This is a genomic window from Noviherbaspirillum aerium, from assembly GCF_008929045.1.
Classification (GTDB): domain Bacteria; phylum Pseudomonadota; class Gammaproteobacteria; order Burkholderiales; family Burkholderiaceae_D; genus Noviherbaspirillum; species Noviherbaspirillum aerium.
The window spans coordinates 86,433-104,716 of sequence record NZ_VFAH01000010.1; the positions used below are offsets into that span (position 1 = coordinate 86,433).

The window sequence follows — 18,284 nt, forward strand, 5'->3', positions numbered from 1 at the left end:
TAGGATGTATAGACGATTACCGCGCCTCCGGAGACACCCATGCAATTCAAAGCCTTGGTAATGGCCTTGTCGGCCGCGCTGGCAATGAGTGCCGAGGCGGTTGCGCAGGCGCCGATCGTCATCAAGTTCAGCCATGTCGTAGCCAGCGATACCCCGAAGGGAAAGGCAGCCGAGCGTTTCAAGCAGCTTGCCGAATCGGCAACGAAAGGGCGGGTCAGGATAGAGGTCTATCCGAACAGCACCTTGTACAAGGACAAGGAAGAACTGGAAGCGCTGCAGCTGGGCGCCGCCCAGATGCTGGCGCCGTCGCTTGCCAAGTTCGGCCCGTTTGGCGTCAAGGAATTCGAGATATTCGATCTGCCTTACCTGTTTTCCAGCAAGGACGCCCTGTACCGGGTGACCGAAGGTCCGATCGGCCGCGATCTGTTCAAGAAGCTGGAGTCCAAGGGCATCACTGGGCTGGCGTATTGGGACAACGGCTTCAAGGTCATGTCCGCCAACAAGCCGTTGAGATTGCCGGCGGACTTCAAGGGGCTCAACATGCGCATCCAGTCTTCCAAGGTGCTGGATTCGCAGATGCGGGCGCTTGGCGCGAACCCGCAGGTGCTTGGATTTGCCGACGTCTATCAGGCCCTGAAGACGGGCGTGGTGGACGGCACGGAAAATCCTCCATCCAACCTCTACACGCAGAGAATGCATGAAGTGCAGAAACATGTGACGGTATCCAATCACGGGTATCTGGGGTACGCGGTCATTGTCAACAGAAAATTCTGGGACGGCTTGCCGACGGACATCCGCACTGCACTCGAAGGCGCGATGAAGGAAGCAACCAGGTACGCCAACGCCATTGCCCAGCAGGAAAACGATGCCGCTCTCGAAGCTGTCAGGAAGAGCGGCAAGTCCGTCGTCTATGTGCTTAACGAAAAGGAGCGCGAAGAGTGGCGCAAGGCTTTGCTGCCGGTGCAAAAGGAAATGGAAAGCCGGATCGGAAAGGATCTGATTTCATCGATCAACAAGGAAACCGCCAGTGCCGGATTCAAATAGGATGGCCTGGAAACAATCAGTCGGCTTCCGCATTGCGCGGCGGCAGATGATCTGGAACAGAACGCCTGCACTTGGCATCAGTGCGCGACAGGGGAAGTCAGTTGAAACGCTTATACTTTCAGCCACATGCCTGTGGCAAAATCTTTCCGCTTCGGCATCAGGACGTTTTCGCGGCCGTGCAAGTCTGCCTTTATTGCAGGAATGATCGGGCCATGATGTCTATGCCGATCAAGACATTTAAAACAGGAGACCAATAATGAAGTTTCACCAGCTAGTCGTGCCAGTCGTTGCATCGTTTGCCGTGGCGGCTTCCGCTTACGCGCAATCCTATCCGAACAAGCCGATCCGTCTGATCGTGCCTTTTGCTCCGGGCGGCACCACCGACATCGTCGCGCGCGTGGTGGGCGACAAGCTCGGCAAGGAGCTCGGCCAGGCCGTCGTGATCGAGAATCGCGGCGGCGGCGGCGGCAGTATCGGCGCAACCGCGATCTCCAAGGCGGATCCCGACGGCTATACCATCGGTATTTCCACCGTGTCGACGCATGCGGTCAATCCGGCGTGCAATGCCAAGCTCGGCTACAACCCGCTGACCGATTTCGCGCCCATCACCAATCTGGCGCGCACGCCCAATGTGCTGACCGTCAATCCCAAGTTTCCGGCACAGGATTTCAAGGGTTTCCTGGAGCATGTGAAGAAGAACCCGGGCAAGCTCAACTATGCCACCTCGGGCACCTGCAGCATTCAGCATATGGTGGGCGAGCAGTTCAAGCTGTCCACCGGCACCTTCATCCTGCATATTCCCTATCGCGGTGCGGGTCCGGCGCTTAATGACTTGCTCGGCGGCCAGGTCGACATGATGTTCGACAATCTGCCTTCGTCGATGTCACATATCCAGGGCGGCAAGCTCAAGCCGTTTGCGATTGCCTGGAACAAGCGCCTGGACTCCTTGCCGAACGTGCCGACGTTCGCCGAACTGGGACTCAAGCAGGTCAACGATCCCGCATGGTATGGCCTGGTTGCGCCGCCGAAGACACCGGACGAGATCATCAAGAAGATCAATGCCGCCGCGGTAAAGGTGCTGGCCATGCCGGAAGTGCGCGAACGCCTGATGCAGAGCGGTGCGGAACCGGTTGGCAATTCGCCGGCGGAACATGCAGCCGAAATCAAGGCAGAGCTTGAGAAGATGAGCAATCTGGTGAAAAAACAAAACATCAAGTTCGATGGAACCTGATGGGCTCTTCGGGCTCATCATGAATGCACCGGTGCGGTCCCTCCGCGCCGGTGCATGATGCGGTTCGGTTGCGGTTGCAGTAGCGGTGTAAGGGGCATGATGCAAGGCATCATGCCTTTGGGAATAATGAGCTATAGATCACTTTGCTGCGTTTTTTCCGAAGCAAGCCCTCGAATAATCGGATGTTGCCGTCTTGTATACTCTCGCGGCTATTCTGCCGCAGACTTTTCTGCTTATCCGACATGATCCTCCTTGCGGAGGTGCCGATACCGGCCAGTGTCACGTCTTTTCAACTCTTCAGCGCCAGAGGTAATCATGGACTTCAGTAACCCCGAGTTCTGGGTAGCTGTTCTGCAAATCGTCGCAATCGACATCGTGCTTGGCGGCGACAATGCCGTCGTCATCGGCCTTGCATGCCGTCGCCTGCCTGAACATCAACGCAAGATGGGCATCCTCTGGGGCATGGCAGGAGCAATCGGCCTGCGTGTCGTGCTGATCATGTTCGCCGTCACCCTGCTGGCAGTGCCTTACCTGAAACTGGTCGGCGCGGCCCTGCTGCTCTGGATCGGCATCAAGCTGCTGCTGCCGGAGCCGGATGAGGGCGGTCACAACATCGAAGCCGGTGCCACCCTCGCTGCTGCGATCAAGACCATCATCGTCGCCGATGCCGTCATGAGCCTGGACAATGTGATCGCCATCGCGGGCGCGGCCGGCGACAGCAAGTTCCTGATCGTTTTCGGTCTTCTGCTCAGCATCCCGATCATCATGCTGGGCAGCCAGCTGGTCATCAAGCTGATGGATCGCTTTCCCCTCGTCATCGTGGGCGGCGGCGCGCTTCTCGGATGGATTGCCGGCGGCATGGCGGTCGGTGATGTCGCGGTGAAAGATTGGTTCGACGCGAATCTGCCGGCAGCCAGCTGGATCGGACCCGTTGTCGGCGCATTGCTCGTGGTCGCCGTCGGCAAGCTCCTCGCGGCGCGCGCGCAGGCGAACGAGCCGGCATTGGAAGACATTGCCGACACCAAGCATTCCAGCGAAACCGGCAACAAATAATAAATACCGGATGGACGCTGCGGCGTCCATCAGAATGACTGGTTCTCTCAATCTGACGGAGAAGGGCAATGTTCAAAGTTCTATTGGCAGTCGACGGCTCGGAAAATTCGATGCGTGCAGTGCAGCATGTGATCAAGAGGTCCGGTGCGGCAAAAGATCAATATCAGGTCGAGCTGGTCAATGTGCAGTATCCCTTGCATGGCAGCGTTGCCGGCTTTATCAGCGCAGACCAGGTCAAGCAATATCACCATGACGAAGGCATGAAGGTATTGGCGGGCGCGGCAGATGCGCTCAAGGCAGCAGGCGTTTCCTTCGCTCATCACCTGTTCGTGGGCCAGCCGGCGGAGGTGATTGCTCGCTTCGCCAGCGAACAGAAGTGCGATGAGATCATGGTCGGCACGCGCGGCCTGTCCGCACTCGGCGGCCTGCTGGTCGGCTCGGTCGCGAGCCGCATCATTCATCTGGCCGATGCGCCGGTCGTGCTGGTCAAGTAAGCCGTCACTCACTGCTGGCAGTGCAATGCGTTCGTGAATGGAAATGGAAATGATCATGTACTCCCTCCATTCCGGACGTGTTTCGCAACAAGCCATATTGATAATAACCGTTGCCTGAATGATTAGATGCAGGCATAGTGTTTTGATGCCCGTCATGGATGACGGGCATCATGCGATCACATCCTGATAAGACACTTCCAGTGCTCAGGATGCGTGTACCTGGTGTGCTTGTGCTCCAGCTTCAGGCGATGGACGGGGACTTCCGGGTATGACAGTGACATCAGTTACCAACGAATTCAAAATCGAGGAGGAGACTACTGTGGCATCGTTCATCCGCAACCCCAAGGACTTCTGGTCAGGGGCAATTTTCATTGGCTTCGGCCTCACTGCCGTGTTTATCGGCCGTGACTATTCCATGGGGACCGCGGGCCGCATGGGGCCGGCCTATTTCCCGACCATCCTCGGCTCGCTGCTGGCCCTCATCGGTGCCATCGCCGTCGTGCGCTCGATGCTCACCCAAGGTGAAGGCATCGCGCGATTCACTCTCAAAGGATTGGCGCTGGTGCTTGGTGCCACCATTCTCTTCGGCGTGCTCGTGCGCGGCGCCGGCTTGCCTATCGCCATCATCCTGATGGTGATGATGAGTGGCCTGGCCAGTATCAAGTTCAAGGTTGCTCCCTTCCTGATGGTCGCCGTCGGCATGGCGATCTTCTGCACACTGGTCTTCGTCAAGGCGCTGGGCCTGCCGATGCCCATTCTCGGTTTCTGGTTCGGTAACTAAGGAAAGATGAACATGGAAATTCTCAGCAATCTTGCCCTTGGCTTCGATACCGCGCTTACCCTGTCCAACCTGCTGTACTGCCTGATCGGCGTGTTTCTCGGTACCGCCATCGGCGTGCTGCCCGGCCTCGGCCCGGTGGCTACCATCGCCATGCTGCTGCCGGCAACCTTCTCGCTGCCGCCGATCTCGTCGCTGATCATGCTGGCCGGCATCTATTACGGCGCCCAGTACGGCGGCTCCACCACCGCCATCCTGGTCAACCTGCCCGGCGAATCGTCCTCGGTGGTCACCGCCATCGACGGCTACCAGATGGCGCGGCAAGGCCATGCCGGCAAGGCGCTCGCCACTGCGGCCCTCGGTTCCTTCTTCGCCGGCTCGGTGGCTACCGTGCTGCTGGCATTGTTCGCGCCGCCGCTGGCCGAACTGGCGCTGAAGTTCGGTCCCGCCGAATACTTCTCGCTGATGGTGCTCGGTCTGGTCGCTTCGGTGGTGCTGGCGCACGGCTCGCTGCTGCGCGCCATCGGCATGATCATCCTCGGCCTGCTGCTTGGCCTGGTCGGTACGGATGTGAACTCCGGCACGCCGCGCTACACCTTCGACCTGCCGCAGCTGGCCGACGGCATCAACTTCGTGGTGGTGGCCATGGGCATGTTCGGTCTGGGCGAGATCATCGCCAACCTCGAACATGAGGAAACCCGGACGGTGACGGTGAAGAAGATTCAGGGCCTGATGCCGAGCAAGGATGACTTGAAGCGCATCATCGCCCCGATTCTGCGCGGCACGACGCTGGGCTCGATGCTGGGCATTCTGCCGGGCGGCGGCGCGATGCTGTCGTCGTTCGCAGCCTATTCGATCGAGAAGAAGATCTCGAAGAACTCGGCCCAGTTCGGCAAGGGCGCAATCGAAGGCGTGGCGGCTCCCGAGTCGGCCAACAATGCCGGTGCGCAGACGTCGTTCATCCCGATGCTGACCCTCGGCATTCCGTCGAACCCGGTGATGGCGCTGATGATCGGCGCGATGATCATCCAGGGTATCCAGCCGGGACCTGCAGTGATGACGGAACAGCCGGCGCTGTTCTGGGGCATCATCGCCTCGATGTGGATCGGCAACTTCTTCCTGGTGGTGCTGAACCTGCCGATGATCGGCCTGTGGGTGCGCATGATCATGGTGCCGTACCACTTCCTGTTCCCCGGCATTCTGGTGTTCTGCGCCATTGGCGTGTTCAGCCTGAACAACGCGGAGTTCGACGTGTTCATGATGGCGATCTTCGGTCTGTTCGGCTACATCTGCAGCAAGCTGGAAATGGAAGCCGCGCCGATGCTGCTGGGCTTCATCATCGGTCCGATGATGGAAGAGTATCTCCGCCGTGCGCTGCTGCTGTCGCGCAGCGATCCGATGGTTTTCCTGCAGCGTCCGATCAGCGCGACCATGCTGGTGCTGTCGGCCCTGGCGCTGGCGGTGGTGCTGCTGCCTTCGCTGCGCAAGAAGCGCGAAGAGGCGTTCGAGGAATAATCACCAGCCAATACGGGCGGCCGGCAACGGCCGCTCCCGCAGCAAGCCGGCGCATTTCGTAAGGAATGCGCCGGTTTTGTTTTTGCAGTAAAGCCACGGATAAACATCGGACAGGGCGGGTCTACCTCCGGATGCTTCGAAAGAGGGCGGCTTTGATTTATCCTAGCGGCATGAATGCACCGCAAAGCCATCCGCAGTTTTCCGCCATCGTTGAGGCGCCCTGGGGCGCCGTCGGCATCCGGACCGAGCCCGGTCTGGTACGCGAACTCGTCTACCTGCCGCCCAGTTTCCATGAAAAGGCGCCGTCCGATCCCCTTTCCGAAAAGGCGGCGCTGCAGGTCGAACGTTACCTGCAGGATCCGGACTTCCGTTTCGACCTGGCATTGGCTGCGGTGGGAACGGCGTTCCAGCGCAAGGTGTGGGACGTGATCTCTTCCATCCCACGGGGCGAAGTGCTGACGTATGGTCAAGTCGCCAAGCTCATCCGCTCGGCGCCTCGCGCGGTCGGGCAGGCGTGCGGCGCCAACTGGTTTCCACTGGTGGTGCCCTGCCATCGGGTAACGGCTTCCGGCGGGTTGGGCGGCTTTTCCAACCATGATGATGAAACCGGCTTCCATCTTGGCGTCAAGCGCTGGCTGCTGGCGCACGAGGGTATCAAGGCGTATCGATGAGCGAACTGCGGACGAACAACCAGACTGCCATCGACGAGTTCTGCGATACCCTTTGGCTGGAGGACGGCTTGTCGAAGAACACGCTGGATGCCTATCGGCGCGACATGTCGCTGTTCAGCGTCTGGCTGGAAGGCCAGCGCAGCAAGCTGCTGTATGCGGTGCAGGCGGAAGACATCAATGCCTATTTCGCTGCCCGCCATGCCGATACCAAGGCGACTTCCGCCAACCGGCGGCTCGCGGTACTGAAGCGCTTCTATCAGATGGCCTTGCGGCAAAGCAGGATTCATGTCGACCCCTGCCTGAAGCTGCGGTCGGCCAAGCAGCCGCCGCGCACGCCCAAGGTATTGTCGGAAGCGCAAGTGGAAGCCCTGCTTGCCGCGCCCGATGTCAATACGCCCTTGGGGCTGCGTGACCGCACCATGCTGGAATTGATGTATGCCAGCGGCTTGCGGGTGTCCGAACTGGTGCTGCTCAAGACCATGGAACTCGGCATGAACGAAGGAGTGCTGCGCATCACCGGCAAGGGCGCCAAGACAAGGCTGGTTCCCTTCGGTGATGAAGCCCGTTCATGGATAGAGCGCTATCTGAAGGAAGGCCGGCCGGTGATACTGAACGGGCAGATGGATGATGCCCTCTTCGTCACTGCGCGCGGCGCCGCGATGACACGCCAGATGTTCTGGACCCTCATCAAGAAGCATGCCGCCAAAGCCGAGATCAACGCGCCGCTTTCGCCGCATACCTTGCGGCATGCATTTGCCACGCATCTGCTCAATCATGGCGCGGATTTGCGTGTTGTCCAGCTGCTGCTCGGGCATGCCGACATCTCGACCACGCAGATCTATACGCATGTAGCGCGCGAACGCCTGAAGAAACTGCACGCAGAACATCATCCCCGGGGCTGAAGGTTTGTCATCACTTCCTGCATCTGGAACAGCTCTGGGTTTGCTGAAGCCCGTTATGACGGCGATCAGACCCCCGTTCAGGCGCATAACACGCTCTACGTCGTTACCTCAAACCGGCAATTAGGCAAGCAAAACCTTGCTGACCGTCAATTTGCCGAACGGCACGGATTGCTAGAGTGATGCCATAGGGCTTTTTCGGGATATCGATCATGGAAACCTTGCGGACTCTGTCATACATTGTGCTGGTAGTGGCAACCTTTACAGCGACATACATGGTGTCGCATCTCTGAATCTTGTCTTTCAGGACTTGCCGTTTTCCCCGCCTGCGCACGCTGATCGCCGCCGCGCTGGCAGGGGTCTTCACGATTTCCGCGAAGGCGGAAGGGGCAGTCCTGCAGAACTGGTTTGACGATCCTTTCCTGCAAGTGTCGAGCGACATGCCCGGCTGTCCGCAGCCGCGCGGACCCTACATGACCGAAGCCGAGAGGACATCCGAAGCGCATTCCCGTATCGAGCGCGGCACCAGCTGCTGGCTGGCGGGAGCCTGCGCTGAACCGAATTCCTACCGTTATGATGCATCGATTGCCCAGGCAGTCGGCAGGCAGGCTGACAAGGAAGTGTTTAACGGCAGCAGCATCTGGCTTACCGTGCAGCGGCGTTTTATCCGGGCAGAAGGATGTGTCACCGACCGGCGTCAGGCGCAGGCGATCGAGCGCTGGCTGGGCGGAATAGCCGATGTCGAGCGCGTCATTGTCGAAGTGATGCAGGGCACCCGGGACAGACCGCCGTACCGGACAATGGAAGCGCCAAAATAAAAACGGGCCGCATCTCTGCGGCCCGTTCCGGTATCTGATTTCAGTCAGAAATTACTTGCGCGCGCGGCCGGCGGAGGCTGTCTTTTCCACGGCTTGCGAAAACTGGGAAACGGCCGTATTCACGTTGGCTTCAATGACTTCCACGGCTTGCTTGGTAGTCTTGCTGAATTGCTCGTAACCGGCGTTGGCGCTGCCGATGGCATTCTTGAACAAGGCAACCACATTTTCCGAACCGGCGGGAGCGTTCTTCGACACGTCGTCGACCAGCGCGGAAACCTTGCGGCCGGTTTCGGCGATCTGTTCTTCGGTGATGCGGGCAAACTCGGCCTGGGCGGTGGTGGCGATACCTGCAAGATGACGGCCGTAAGCGATGGCCTTGGCTGCGGTCGGCTGTGCCTGGGCGGCGGTCAGCGAAAAGAATTCCTGCGGATCCTTGGCCGACAGAAGCTGCTTGGCAGTGATCGAGGAATCTTCCAGCGATGCCTTTGCAACATTCAGGTTCAGGTCGACGATCTTTTCGACGCTGTCGAAAGCCTTGCCTGTGAGCGTCGTGAAAAGAGCCAGTTGTGCTTCGAAGTTGGCCTTGGCTGCGGAGGAAAACTGTTCTGGAACGGTAAACATGGTGAACTCCTGGTGAGATGTGGTTTGAATGGGCACAGGTTTTATTGTGCACTGCAATAAAACGTATTTTAAAGAACTAATTTGTCAAGTCAAGCATTATTTTGTGCGGTGCACAAAATAGGATTTCCCGTATGAATGATTCTGTTCCAGGCTTCCCGGTAACAGTGTCCGCTTTACCCGAAGCCATTTTCCCCAACGGTACAAGTTCGCCAAGACTTACCCAGTTTCGTAGCCAGAGGCACTGTTTTACCACGTATGCGGCAATGCAGCAAAAGCGGAGGCGAGGAAAGTTGTGAAATGTTGATGTCGATCAACTAATGCAAGACTGCAGATAGATCGGTCATGCATCATCGGGATTTCCCGGTTGACTCGGGCGGCGCGGTGCTTCGACGACGGCTGATTCGGGAACATGAGCATGCTCAGGATGTCGGGCACGGAGGTGTTGCGCATGACCCGTACACGCGAACATGTGAACACTGAAGCAATTGCCTTTTCGGCACCGAAGATCGGACGCATCCGGCGACGGCGGTGTCCGGCCGCATGTTGCGGCATGGGCCGATGCGGCAAGCCGTACCGCAAAGCGGTCCATTGCTGCATAATGTGCTCCGCATTTCGATTACCCGCCATGGCAAAAAAAGAACACATCTCTGAAACTCCCGCGACGCAATTCCTGCGGCGCCAGAGCATCGTCTTTTCCGAGCATCCCTACACATATGAAGAGCACGGCGGCACGACCGTATCGGCGCGCGAGCTGGGCGTCGATGAGCATCACGTCGTCAAGACGCTCATCATGCAGGACGAGGCAGCCAAGCCGCTGGTAGTGTTGATGCATGGCGACCGCAAGGTATCCACCAAAAACCTGGCGCGCCAGATCGGCTGCAAATCGGTGGAACCCTGCAAGCCGGAAGTGGCGAACCGGCATTCCGGTTATCTCATCGGCGGCACCTCGCCGTTCGGGACTCGGAAGACGATGCCGGTGTACGTGGAGGAGAGCATCCTGGCGCTCGACAAGATCTATATCAATGGCGGCCGACGCGGCTATCTCATCGGTATCGACCCGAAGATTCTGCCCGCCGTGCTATCGGCCAGGGCCGTCAGCTGCGCATTGGAAGAATAAAACGCTTGCTCCCGCCCATTCGGCCCTGCGCGCCGGTCTGTGTCTCCGTGTCTTCTACTGGAAGCAGCCAGCCGCACGCCGCACGGTGGCCGATGCCGTCCGTGCCGCAGCGGGACAATAAAAAAGCGAATTGATAAGAAAAGGATAATGGATGAATACCGTATTGTTTGTCATCGCCGCCTACCTGATCGGCTCGGTGTCGTTTGCCGTGGTCAGCAGCAAGCTGTTCGGACTTGCGGACCCGCGCACCTACGGCTCGAAAAATCCGGGCGCCACCAATGTTCTGCGCAGCGGCAATAAGGCCGCCGCCGCGCTGACGCTACTGGGCGACGCTCTCAAGGGAACCGTGGCCGTCTGGCTGGCCCGCTGGCTGGCGCCGAGCTACGGCGTCGACGAAACGACCGGCGTGGCGCTGGTCGGGCTGGCGGCTTTCATCGGCCATCTGTGGCCGGTGTTTTCCCGCTTCGTCGGCGGCAAGGGCGTGGCCACGCTGCTGGGCGTCCTGATCGGCATCAACGGCTGGCTCGGCCTCGCCACCATCGTCACCTGGCTGGTAATCGCGTATGCCTTCCGCTATTCGTCGCTCGCCGCATTGGTGGCCAGCGTCTTCGCGCCGTTCTACTACGGCCTGCTGTTCGGCCTGAAGCCGGCACTGATCGCGATCGCGGTGATGAGCGGCCTGCTGATCTATCGTCATCGCCAGAACATTGCCAATCTGCTGGCGGGCAAGGAAAGCCGGATCGGCAGCAAGAAAACCTGATCTCATAAGGCCAGCCGCATGGCCGGGGAGGGGCGGCCGGTCCTTCCGGCCGCGATTGCTTTAGGTCTAAGGCTTGCTGCGCAAGTCATTTATGCTGAACAAAAAGGAGAACAGCATGGATGACGACTATGTGGCCATTGCGATCCACCTTGGCGGAGCGCTGGTGGCAGGGGGCATTATCGGACTTGAGCGCAGCTTCCATGGCCGTCCGGCCGGGTTCCGCACCCATACGCTGGTGTGCCTGGCGTCCAGCCTGCTGATGCTGGTGACCCTGTATCAGTCGCGCTGGCTGCCCGGCATGCCGATCGAGACCGTGCGTACCGACCCCACGCGCATGGCCCAGGGCATCATGACCGGCATCGGTTTCCTCGGTGCCGGCGTGATTTTCAAGGAGGGATTGAGCGTGCGCGGGCTGACCACCGCGGCCTCGATCTGGATCACGGCCGCCATCGGCGTGCTGATCGGTATCGGCTTCTATTACCCGGCCATCCTGACCACGCTGCTGACGCTCGGCATCCTCTCCGTCTTCCGCCGTATCGAAGCCGGCATGCCTTCGCATTCGTATGCCCACCATTACATGCGCTTCGACCGTAACGACACGGCGTCAGAAGAAGATATCCGATCACTGCTGCACAGCTACGGTTTCAGCATCGCCAACATGAGCTACCGCGTGGGGGATGACGGCGTATCCTTCGAGTACAGGATGGTGATCCAGACCAACGACCTCGGCAACGCCGCGAGGCTGGCGGACTATCTGCGCAGCTGGGACAGACTGCGGGGATTCCAGCTGTCGCCGACCGGGGATTGAACCGCAGTCCCCTCCAGGCAAGGAAACGGGTCAGGCCCCGGGGTGGAGTTTGTTCAGACCACCCGCAATTCATCCAGCGGCCAGCGCGGCCGCACATTGAATCCGTAGTCGCGCTTGGCGGCGTCGGGATTGATCTGCAGCCGCATCGCGCCGGCAAAGGCGATCATCGCGCCGTTGTCCGTGCAGAATTCCAGTTCTGGATAGAACACCTTGAAGCGCTTCTTCTGCGCGGCGTCATTCAAGGCATCGCGCAGCTGGCGGTTGGCGCCGACGCCGCCGGCGATCACCAGGCGCTTGAGGCCGGTCTGCTTGAGCGCCGCCAGGCATTTCGCCACCAGCACTTCCACGATGGCGTCGACGAAGGCGCGGGCGATGTGGGCCTTGTCCTGTTCGCAGATATTCGCCGTCTGGTTGCGCACCAGCGTCAGCACCGCGGTCTTGAGGCCGGAAAAGCTGAAGTTCAGATCCTTGGAATGCAGCATCGGGCGCGGCAGCCTGTGGACATCCGACTCGCCGAATTCCGCCAGGCGCGAAATCGCCGGACCGCCAGGGTAGCCCAGGCCAAGCAGCTTGGCCGACTTGTCAAAAGCCTCACCCGCGGCGTCATCCAGCGTTTCGCCGAGCAGCGCGTACTGGCCGACGCCGTCGACCCGCATCAGCTGCGTATGGCCGCCCGATATCAGCAAGGCAATGAAAGGGAAGTCCGGCCGCTCGCCGGCCAGCAGCGGTGACAGCAGGTGGCCTTCAAGATGATGCACGCCCAGCACCGGCTTATCCATCGCCAGCCCGAGTCCGCAGGCGATCGATGCGCCGACCAGCAGCGCGCCGGCCAGTCCGGGGCCTTGCGTGTAGGCGATGGCGTCGATCGCATCGCGCGTCACGTCCGCCTTGTCCATGACCTGCTCCAGCAGCGGGATGGCCCGGCGGATGTGGTCGCGCGAAGCCAGTTCCGGCACCACCCCGCCGTATTCTTCATGCATGGCCACTTGGGAGTGAAGCGCATGCGCCAGCAGGCCGCGTTGTGTGTCATACAACGCCAGGCCGGTTTCATCACAGGAGGATTCGACGCCGAGAACGATCATGGGAAAACAGTGGAGGATGGCAAGCTTCTTGCAAAGCTCTATTTTAGAGCGGATTGCCTGCCAGTGTAGGCAAGCGCAATTCGTTCCACTGGAACTCCAAAGAAGGATTCCGATACAGACATACCATGACTGAACTGAAACGGCGGCACAGGCAGGAATGGGAGTCCACCGAGGGAACTCCACTTGAGGCAAACATGACCGACTCCAAACAACTGAAAATCGTCGTAATCAATTCCCTGGTCGCGCCTGAGGGAGCGAGCCAGGCGGCCCAGATCCAGGCGGAGCGGGCCCGTGCATTGCGCATCGGCCTGCTGGAAGGAGGCTACAACATCCTGGCCGCGCTGCCGCCGGATGCCGATCTCGAAGAGCAGATCGCGCAGCTGCAGCCGGATGTCATCATCGTTGACGAGCAGTCCGATGCCGCGCTGAAGAAGGTGGTGGCCGCCACTGCGAACGACAGGCGCGCCATTGTCTGCTTCACCGAAAACAAGGACAAGGACAAGATGCATGCGGCCATCGAGGCAGGCGTCTCCGCCTATGTGGTCGCCGGCCTGTCGGCCGAGCGGGTCAAGGCGGTTCTCGATGTCGCGCTGGCCCGCTTCGAAGTCGAGCAGAAGCTGCGCCATGAACTCTCGGAGACCAAGCTCAAGCTGGCCGAGCGCAAGCTGATCGAGCGGGCCAAGGGCCTGTTGATGGAGCGGCATCACTGCACCGAGGACGATGCTTACCGCAAGCTGCGCCGCCTTGCCATGGACAAGAATCTCAAGCTGTCCGAAGTGGCGCAGCGCATGATCGATGTGGCGGACCTGCTTCTTTAACGACCGCATGCGCCGCCCTGTTTTAATGCGGTGCACAAAGAGGGTGCGGAAAACGCGCTGTTCGAAATCAAATTACGGCAATAAGCACTGACAAGGGTTGGCACAGGGATTGCAAACAATCCTGGTGTGCCAAGGCTGGCACAACGATTAGTTATATGTTTCGACCAATGGTGGCCGGGACATTTTGGACAAAGGCGTCCGAGGCAACATGAGTGGATTCTCATGCTGTCCGGACGCCTTTTCTTTTTGCCGGATTCAAATCAAAGCATGAGGAAATCATGACAAAAAAAGAAAGCAGCACCAACTTGACCCGCCGCAGCATCATCAAGGCGGGCGCAGCAGTCACAGCCGGCGCATTCGGTGGATTGGCCACGCAAGGCGCATGGGCCGCCGGTTCCGACAAGCCGGAAAAGGAAGAGGTCAAGATCGGCTTCATTCCGCTGACCGATTGCGCATCCGTCGTGATGGCATCCGTCCTCGGCTTCGACAAGAAATACGGCATCAAGATTACGCCAACCAAGGAAGCCTCCTGGGCGGGCGTGCGCGACAAGCTCGTCAACGGCGAACTCGACGCGGCACATGTGCTGTACGGCTTGATCTATGGCGTTCACCTCGGCGTCAGCGGCCCGAAGAAGGACATGGCCATGCTGATGACGCTCAATAACAATGGCCAGGCCATCACGCTGTCGAAAAAGCTGTCCGACAAGGGCGCGGTCGACGGTCCGTCGCTGGCCAAGCTGATGCAGACCGAGAAGCGCGAATACACCTTCGCGCAGACTTTCCCGACCGGCACCCATGCGATGTGGCTGTACTACTGGATGGCCAGCTACGGCATCAACCCGATGAAGGATGCCAAGATCATTACCGTGCCTCCGCCGCAGATGGTCGCCAATATGCGGGTCGGCAACATGGACGGCTACTGCGTCGGCGAGCCGTGGGGCCATCGCGCGATCGCCGACGGCATCGGCATCACCGGCGTGACGACCCAGGACATCTGGAAGGACCATCCGGAGAAAGTGCTCGGCACCACCGCCGACTTCGTCAAGAAATATCCGAACACCGCGCGCGCCATGACCGCCGCCGTGCTCGAAGCCAGCAAGTGGATCGACGCCAGCCTGACAAACAAGAACAAGATGGCCGAAACCATCGCCGACAAGTCGTATGTGAACACCTCGGTTGACGTGATCAACCAGCGCATTCTCGGCCGCTACCAGAACGGTCTCGGCAAGACCTGGGACGATCCGAACTACATGAAGTTCTACAGCGACGGCGCGGTCAACTTTCCGTATCTGTCTGACGGCATGTGGTTCCTCACGCAGCACAAGCGCTGGGGCTTGCTCAAGGACGACGTCGATTACCTCGCCGTCGCCCGGCAGATCAACCAGATCGATCTCTACAAGGATGCCGCCGGCATGGCCAAGGTCAGCGTGCCCAAGGATCCGATCCGTACGTCCAAGCTGATCGACGGCATCGTCTGGGATGGCAAGAATCCCAAGGCCTATGCCGACTCTTTCAAGATCAAAGCCTAATCACCGTATCGGAGAACACCATGAGCGCAGTCATGAACAACGCCGCCATCAACAACCCGGCCGAGCCGGTCGCGGAGTCGCCGCCGATGAAAGCCGATACCAGGCGGCATGCCGCCGCGCGTGCGCAGCCAGGCGCAGCCAAAGCAACCAGAAAGCTTTCCTTCAAGCCGTTTTTCCTGGCAGTGCTGCCGCCGATCGTGGGGCTTGCCTTTCTCGTTCTGGTCTGGGAAATCGTCGCCGCAAAGAACAGCGGATTCCCTTCGCCGATGGTGACCTTCCAGGAAGCCGTCAAGGTGTTTTCCGATCCTTTCTATCAGAAGGGGCCGAACGACCAGGGCATCGGCTGGAACCTGCTGCTGTCGCTGCAGCGCGTGGCCACCGGCTTCGGCCTGGCGGCTCTGGTGGGCATTCCGCTCGGCTTCATGATCGGCCGCTTCAAGTTCCTCGCCGGCATGTTCAATCCGATTGTCAGCCTGCTCAAACCGGTCTCTCCGCTGGCCTGGCTGCCGATCGGCCTGCTGGTCTTCAAGGCCGCCAATCCGGCCGCGATCTGGGCCATCTTCATCTGCTCGATCTGGCCGATGATCATCAACACCGCCGTCGGCGTGCAGCGCGTGCCGCAGGACTACATGAACGTGGCCAAGGTGCTCAACCTGTCGGAGTGGAAGATCGTCACCAAGATCTTGTTTCCCTCGGTGCTGCCCTACATGCTGACCGGCGTGCGCCTGGCCATCGGCACCGCATGGCTGGTCATCGTGGCGGCGGAAATGCTGACCGGCGGCGTGGGCATCGGCTTCTGGGTCTGGGATGAGTGGAACAACCTCAACGTCCCGCACATCATCATCGCGATCGTCGTGATCGGCGTGGTCGGCCTGCTGCTGGAACAGGCGCTGGTGGCGCTGGCGAAGGCATTCACCTACGAAGAAGTGCGCAACTGATCAAGCCCATCACATGGTTCCCTTCCCTGCATTGCACAAGCTGCTCAATCGACTCAATTGACTCAAGCGGCAAGAGCCGGAAGCGACTACGGAGAACATCATGGAAAACAACGCTAAATTCATCGAAATCCAGCACACGGAAATGGTCTTTCATACAAAGAAAGGCAGCTTCCATGCACTTCGCGACATCAACCTGAATGTGAAGAAGGGCGAGTTCATCACGCTCATCGGCCACTCCGGCTGCGGCAAGTCCACGCTGCTCAACCTGATCGCCGGCCTGCTCAAGGCCAGCGACGGCACGCTGCTCTGCGCCAACCGGGAAATCGCGGGACCGGCGCCGGAACGCGCCGTGGTATTCCAGAATCATTCGCTGCTGCCGTGGCTGACCTGCTACGAGAACGTCTACCTTGCAGTCGAGCGGGTGTTCGGCGCCAATGAAAGCAAGATCAGGCTGAAGGAGCGCACCAGGGCCGCGCTGGCGCTGGTAGGGCTCACGCATGCGGAGCAGAAGCGTCCGAATGAAATCTCGGGCGGCATGAAGCAGCGCGTAGGCATCGCCCGCGCCTTGTCGATGGAGCCGAAAGTGCTGCTGATGGATGAACCTTTCGGCGCGCTTGATGCATTGACCCGCGCGCACCTGCAGGATGAATTGCTGAAGATCGTCGCCAAGACGCAGTCCACCGTCGTGATGGTGACGCATGACGTGGATGAAGCCGTGCTGCTGTCGGACCGCATCGTGATGATGACCAACGGACCCGCAGCCACCATCGGCGACATCGTCAACGTACGGCTTGAGCGACCGCGCGACCGCGTGGCACTGGCGCATGATTCGCTGTACATCGAATACCGCAGCGCGGTGCTGGAATTCCTGTATCACCGGCAGTCGCATCCGGCGGCGGAGAAGGAAGCGGCATAAGCCTGACATCTGGTTCTATCGCACAGGAAGGCCGGCAGACAGGCACGAAATGGCGGGGCATTGGCCCTCGCCATTTTCTATGAGCGATTTGTCACCTTCGCACCGCGTTCGGCCGCTTCCAGCAGGCGAATGTTTTTCGGCAAGTTGGGATCGTCAGGAAATCTCTTCAGAGCGCGGCGGGCGACATCGAGCGGTGTATTGCCGTCCTGATCACGCACATCGGTACGGGCTCCGTAACGAAGCAACAGAGCGACTCGCTCGGCAGAATGTCCCAGCGCGACCACGTGCAAGGCAGTCCAAGATTCAGTCCTGGGATCGCCAGCGTTGATGTCCACTCCATGCGAGACGAAAAGGGAAAGCATGTCTTCCGCCTTGCGCGGGTTTTCCAGCAACACGGGATACAGCGCCCCGCCTTCGCTATTCAAGGCTTGAACTTGCGCAGGTGTCAGCGCTGCATGCTTCAGTACTTTCTCACAAATCCATGCGCGCCAATCCGGCTCTATGTCGAAACAAGTCAGCAAGAGTTGCGGCTCATAGTGGAATGTGCGGTAAGCGACTACGCCGTAAAAAAGGCTTGATGCAATTGCTGCGACAAGAGCAGCACGACGAAGGACGTGTCCAGCTATTCTTCCCTTCATGCCCATACAAGATCCGATTGGCTTGCAATGGCATAGAACGGAATATTCCTGCGTCTCGACATCAAGCCTTGCCGCAGGAGTTCGAAACGTCCCGCGAGGTTGCCCGCGATTACCTTTCGTACGGACTCATAAATCCGGACATCTTCAAGCTCTTTTTGCTTGGTATTCTTCCACCAATGCTTGACGAATCGCCGCGCCAGCTTTTTCCCAAGTGACTTGATGCCTGATCCCGGTCGGATAACAGACTGGGAAAGTATATCGATGAATCCCATCGCGTATGAAGCATCAATCGCTGCAATCAGGGCAGTCTGCGCCAAGCGCCTGGCACTATTGTCGATCGCCATGCTTTCGATTTCCTGGGCCCGATGAGGCCAGAAGAATTTGAGAATGAGCCGTGTCTCATTCTCGTCGTAGAAGAGCTCGCTGTCCGGAATGTCGGGTACGTTGATTAGTATGGCGCCCAAGTCGATACCTTCTCTTTTCAATGAACATGATTGCTGCAAAAGACCATTTTTGATAACCGATTGCCATCATGTCAACAAGGTATGCCGCTA

Annotated in this window: 21 protein-coding genes; 16 read left to right on the forward strand and 5 right to left on the reverse strand. The window is 59.3% G+C overall.

Annotated features, from left to right (window positions below; all coding sequences use genetic code 11):
• Positions 1–39: 39 nt before the first annotated feature.
• From FH061_RS15880 to FH061_RS15920, 9 genes are all read left to right on the forward strand, one after another.
• Positions 40–1,044 (forward strand): TRAP transporter substrate-binding protein, encoded by a 1,005-nt coding sequence (locus tag FH061_RS15880; RefSeq protein ID WP_151636815.1) that lies wholly within the window; start codon positions 40–42, stop codon positions 1,042–1,044.
• Positions 1,045–1,300: 256 nt separating this feature from the next.
• Positions 1,301–2,275 carry a tripartite tricarboxylate transporter substrate binding protein BugE gene (locus tag FH061_RS15885; RefSeq protein ID WP_151636816.1) on the forward strand — a complete coding sequence of 325 codons (975 nt, stop codon included), beginning with the start codon at positions 1,301–1,303 and terminating at the stop codon, positions 2,273–2,275.
• A 312-nt stretch (positions 2,276–2,587) separates the two neighbouring features.
• Positions 2,588–3,328, forward strand: a complete 741-nt coding sequence (locus FH061_RS15890) for a TerC family protein (protein ID WP_404822478.1) — start codon at positions 2,588–2,590, stop codon at positions 3,326–3,328.
• A gap of 68 nt (positions 3,329–3,396) precedes the next feature.
• Positions 3,397–3,822: a universal stress protein gene (locus FH061_RS15895; RefSeq protein WP_151636818.1), complete on the forward strand. Its 426-nt coding sequence runs from the start codon at positions 3,397–3,399 to the stop codon at positions 3,820–3,822.
• A 319-nt stretch (positions 3,823–4,141) separates the two neighbouring features.
• The gene (locus FH061_RS15900; RefSeq protein WP_151636819.1) at positions 4,142–4,603 is read left to right on the forward strand and encodes a tripartite tricarboxylate transporter TctB family protein; all 462 of its coding nucleotides are present in this window, start codon (positions 4,142–4,144) and stop codon (positions 4,601–4,603) included.
• A gap of 12 nt (positions 4,604–4,615) precedes the next feature.
• Positions 4,616–6,115: a tripartite tricarboxylate transporter permease gene (locus FH061_RS15905; protein ID WP_151636820.1), complete on the forward strand. Its 1,500-nt coding sequence runs from the start codon at positions 4,616–4,618 to the stop codon at positions 6,113–6,115.
• Between the two features lie 170 nt (positions 6,116–6,285).
• Entirely contained in the window at positions 6,286–6,786 is a 501-nt protein-coding gene (locus FH061_RS15910) for a methylated-DNA--[protein]-cysteine S-methyltransferase (protein WP_151636821.1), read from the forward strand.
• Complete coding sequence (gene xerD / locus FH061_RS15915) at positions 6,783–7,688, forward strand: site-specific tyrosine recombinase XerD (RefSeq protein WP_151636822.1); 906 nt, start codon at positions 6,783–6,785, stop codon at positions 7,686–7,688. Before FH061_RS15910 ends, xerD begins: the two co-directional genes overlap by 4 nt.
• 293 nt (positions 7,689–7,981) lie before the next feature.
• Positions 7,982–8,503: a BON domain-containing protein gene (locus FH061_RS15920; RefSeq protein ID WP_151636823.1), complete on the forward strand. Its 522-nt coding sequence runs from the start codon at positions 7,982–7,984 to the stop codon at positions 8,501–8,503.
• A gap of 51 nt (positions 8,504–8,554) precedes the next feature.
• On the opposite strand, the gene FH061_RS15925 is transcribed toward FH061_RS15920, so the two are convergent.
• Both FH061_RS15925 and FH061_RS15930 read right to left on the reverse strand, forming a co-directional pair.
• Positions 8,555–9,124 (reverse strand): phasin family protein, encoded by a 570-nt coding sequence (locus tag FH061_RS15925; RefSeq protein WP_151636824.1) that lies wholly within the window; start codon positions 9,122–9,124, stop codon positions 8,555–8,557.
• A 246-nt stretch (positions 9,125–9,370) separates the two neighbouring features.
• The gene (locus FH061_RS15930; protein WP_151636825.1) at positions 9,371–9,721 is read right to left on the reverse strand and encodes a hypothetical protein; all 351 of its coding nucleotides are present in this window, start codon (positions 9,719–9,721) and stop codon (positions 9,371–9,373) included.
• A gap of 28 nt (positions 9,722–9,749) precedes the next feature.
• On the opposite strand from FH061_RS15930, the gene ybaK reads away from it, so the two are divergent.
• The 3 genes from ybaK to FH061_RS15945 all read left to right on the forward strand — a co-directional run bounded on the left by ybaK (position 9,750) and on the right by FH061_RS15945 (position 11,809).
• Positions 9,750–10,241, forward strand: a complete 492-nt coding sequence (ybaK, locus tag FH061_RS15935) for a Cys-tRNA(Pro) deacylase (RefSeq protein ID WP_151636826.1) — start codon at positions 9,750–9,752, stop codon at positions 10,239–10,241.
• 151 nt (positions 10,242–10,392) lie between these two features.
• Positions 10,393–11,001: a glycerol-3-phosphate 1-O-acyltransferase PlsY gene (gene plsY / locus FH061_RS15940; protein WP_151636827.1), complete on the forward strand. Its 609-nt coding sequence runs from the start codon at positions 10,393–10,395 to the stop codon at positions 10,999–11,001.
• A 115-nt stretch (positions 11,002–11,116) separates the two neighbouring features.
• A complete protein-coding gene (locus FH061_RS15945) occupies positions 11,117–11,809 on the forward strand; it encodes an MgtC/SapB family protein (protein WP_151636828.1) in 693 nt (230 codons plus the stop codon).
• A gap of 53 nt (positions 11,810–11,862) precedes the next feature.
• Here FH061_RS15945 and tsaD read toward each other — a convergent pair whose 3' ends face one another.
• Complete coding sequence (gene tsaD, locus FH061_RS15950) at positions 11,863–12,891, reverse strand: tRNA (adenosine(37)-N6)-threonylcarbamoyltransferase complex transferase subunit TsaD (RefSeq protein WP_151636829.1); 1,029 nt, start codon at positions 12,889–12,891, stop codon at positions 11,863–11,865.
• A gap of 194 nt (positions 12,892–13,085) precedes the next feature.
• On the opposite strand from tsaD, the gene FH061_RS15955 reads away from it, so the two are divergent.
• The 4 genes from FH061_RS15955 (at position 13,086) to FH061_RS15970 (ending at position 17,092) form a co-directional block, all read left to right on the forward strand.
• Positions 13,086–13,709, forward strand: a complete 624-nt coding sequence (locus FH061_RS15955; RefSeq protein WP_151636830.1) for an ANTAR domain-containing response regulator — start codon at positions 13,086–13,088, stop codon at positions 13,707–13,709.
• Between the two features lie 278 nt (positions 13,710–13,987).
• A complete protein-coding gene (locus FH061_RS15960) occupies positions 13,988–15,238 on the forward strand; it encodes a CmpA/NrtA family ABC transporter substrate-binding protein (RefSeq protein WP_151636831.1) in 1,251 nt (416 codons plus the stop codon).
• A gap of 20 nt (positions 15,239–15,258) precedes the next feature.
• Positions 15,259–16,176 (forward strand): nitrate ABC transporter permease, encoded by a 918-nt coding sequence (ntrB, locus tag FH061_RS15965; RefSeq protein WP_151636832.1) that lies wholly within the window; start codon positions 15,259–15,261, stop codon positions 16,174–16,176.
• Between the two features lie 100 nt (positions 16,177–16,276).
• Positions 16,277–17,092, forward strand: coding sequence for an ABC transporter ATP-binding protein (locus FH061_RS15970; protein ID WP_151636833.1), 816 nt, complete (start codon positions 16,277–16,279; stop codon positions 17,090–17,092).
• 77 nt (positions 17,093–17,169) lie between these two features.
• On the opposite strand, the gene FH061_RS15975 is transcribed toward FH061_RS15970, so the two are convergent.
• Positions 17,170–17,736 (reverse strand): ankyrin repeat domain-containing protein, encoded by a 567-nt coding sequence (locus tag FH061_RS15975; protein ID WP_151636834.1) that lies wholly within the window; start codon positions 17,734–17,736, stop codon positions 17,170–17,172.
• Positions 17,727–18,215 carry a hypothetical protein gene (locus FH061_RS15980; protein WP_151636835.1) on the reverse strand — a complete coding sequence of 163 codons (489 nt, stop codon included), beginning with the start codon at positions 18,213–18,215 and terminating at the stop codon, positions 17,727–17,729. Before FH061_RS15980 ends, FH061_RS15975 begins: the two co-directional genes overlap by 10 nt.
• Between the last annotated feature and the right edge of the window lie 69 nt (positions 18,216–18,284).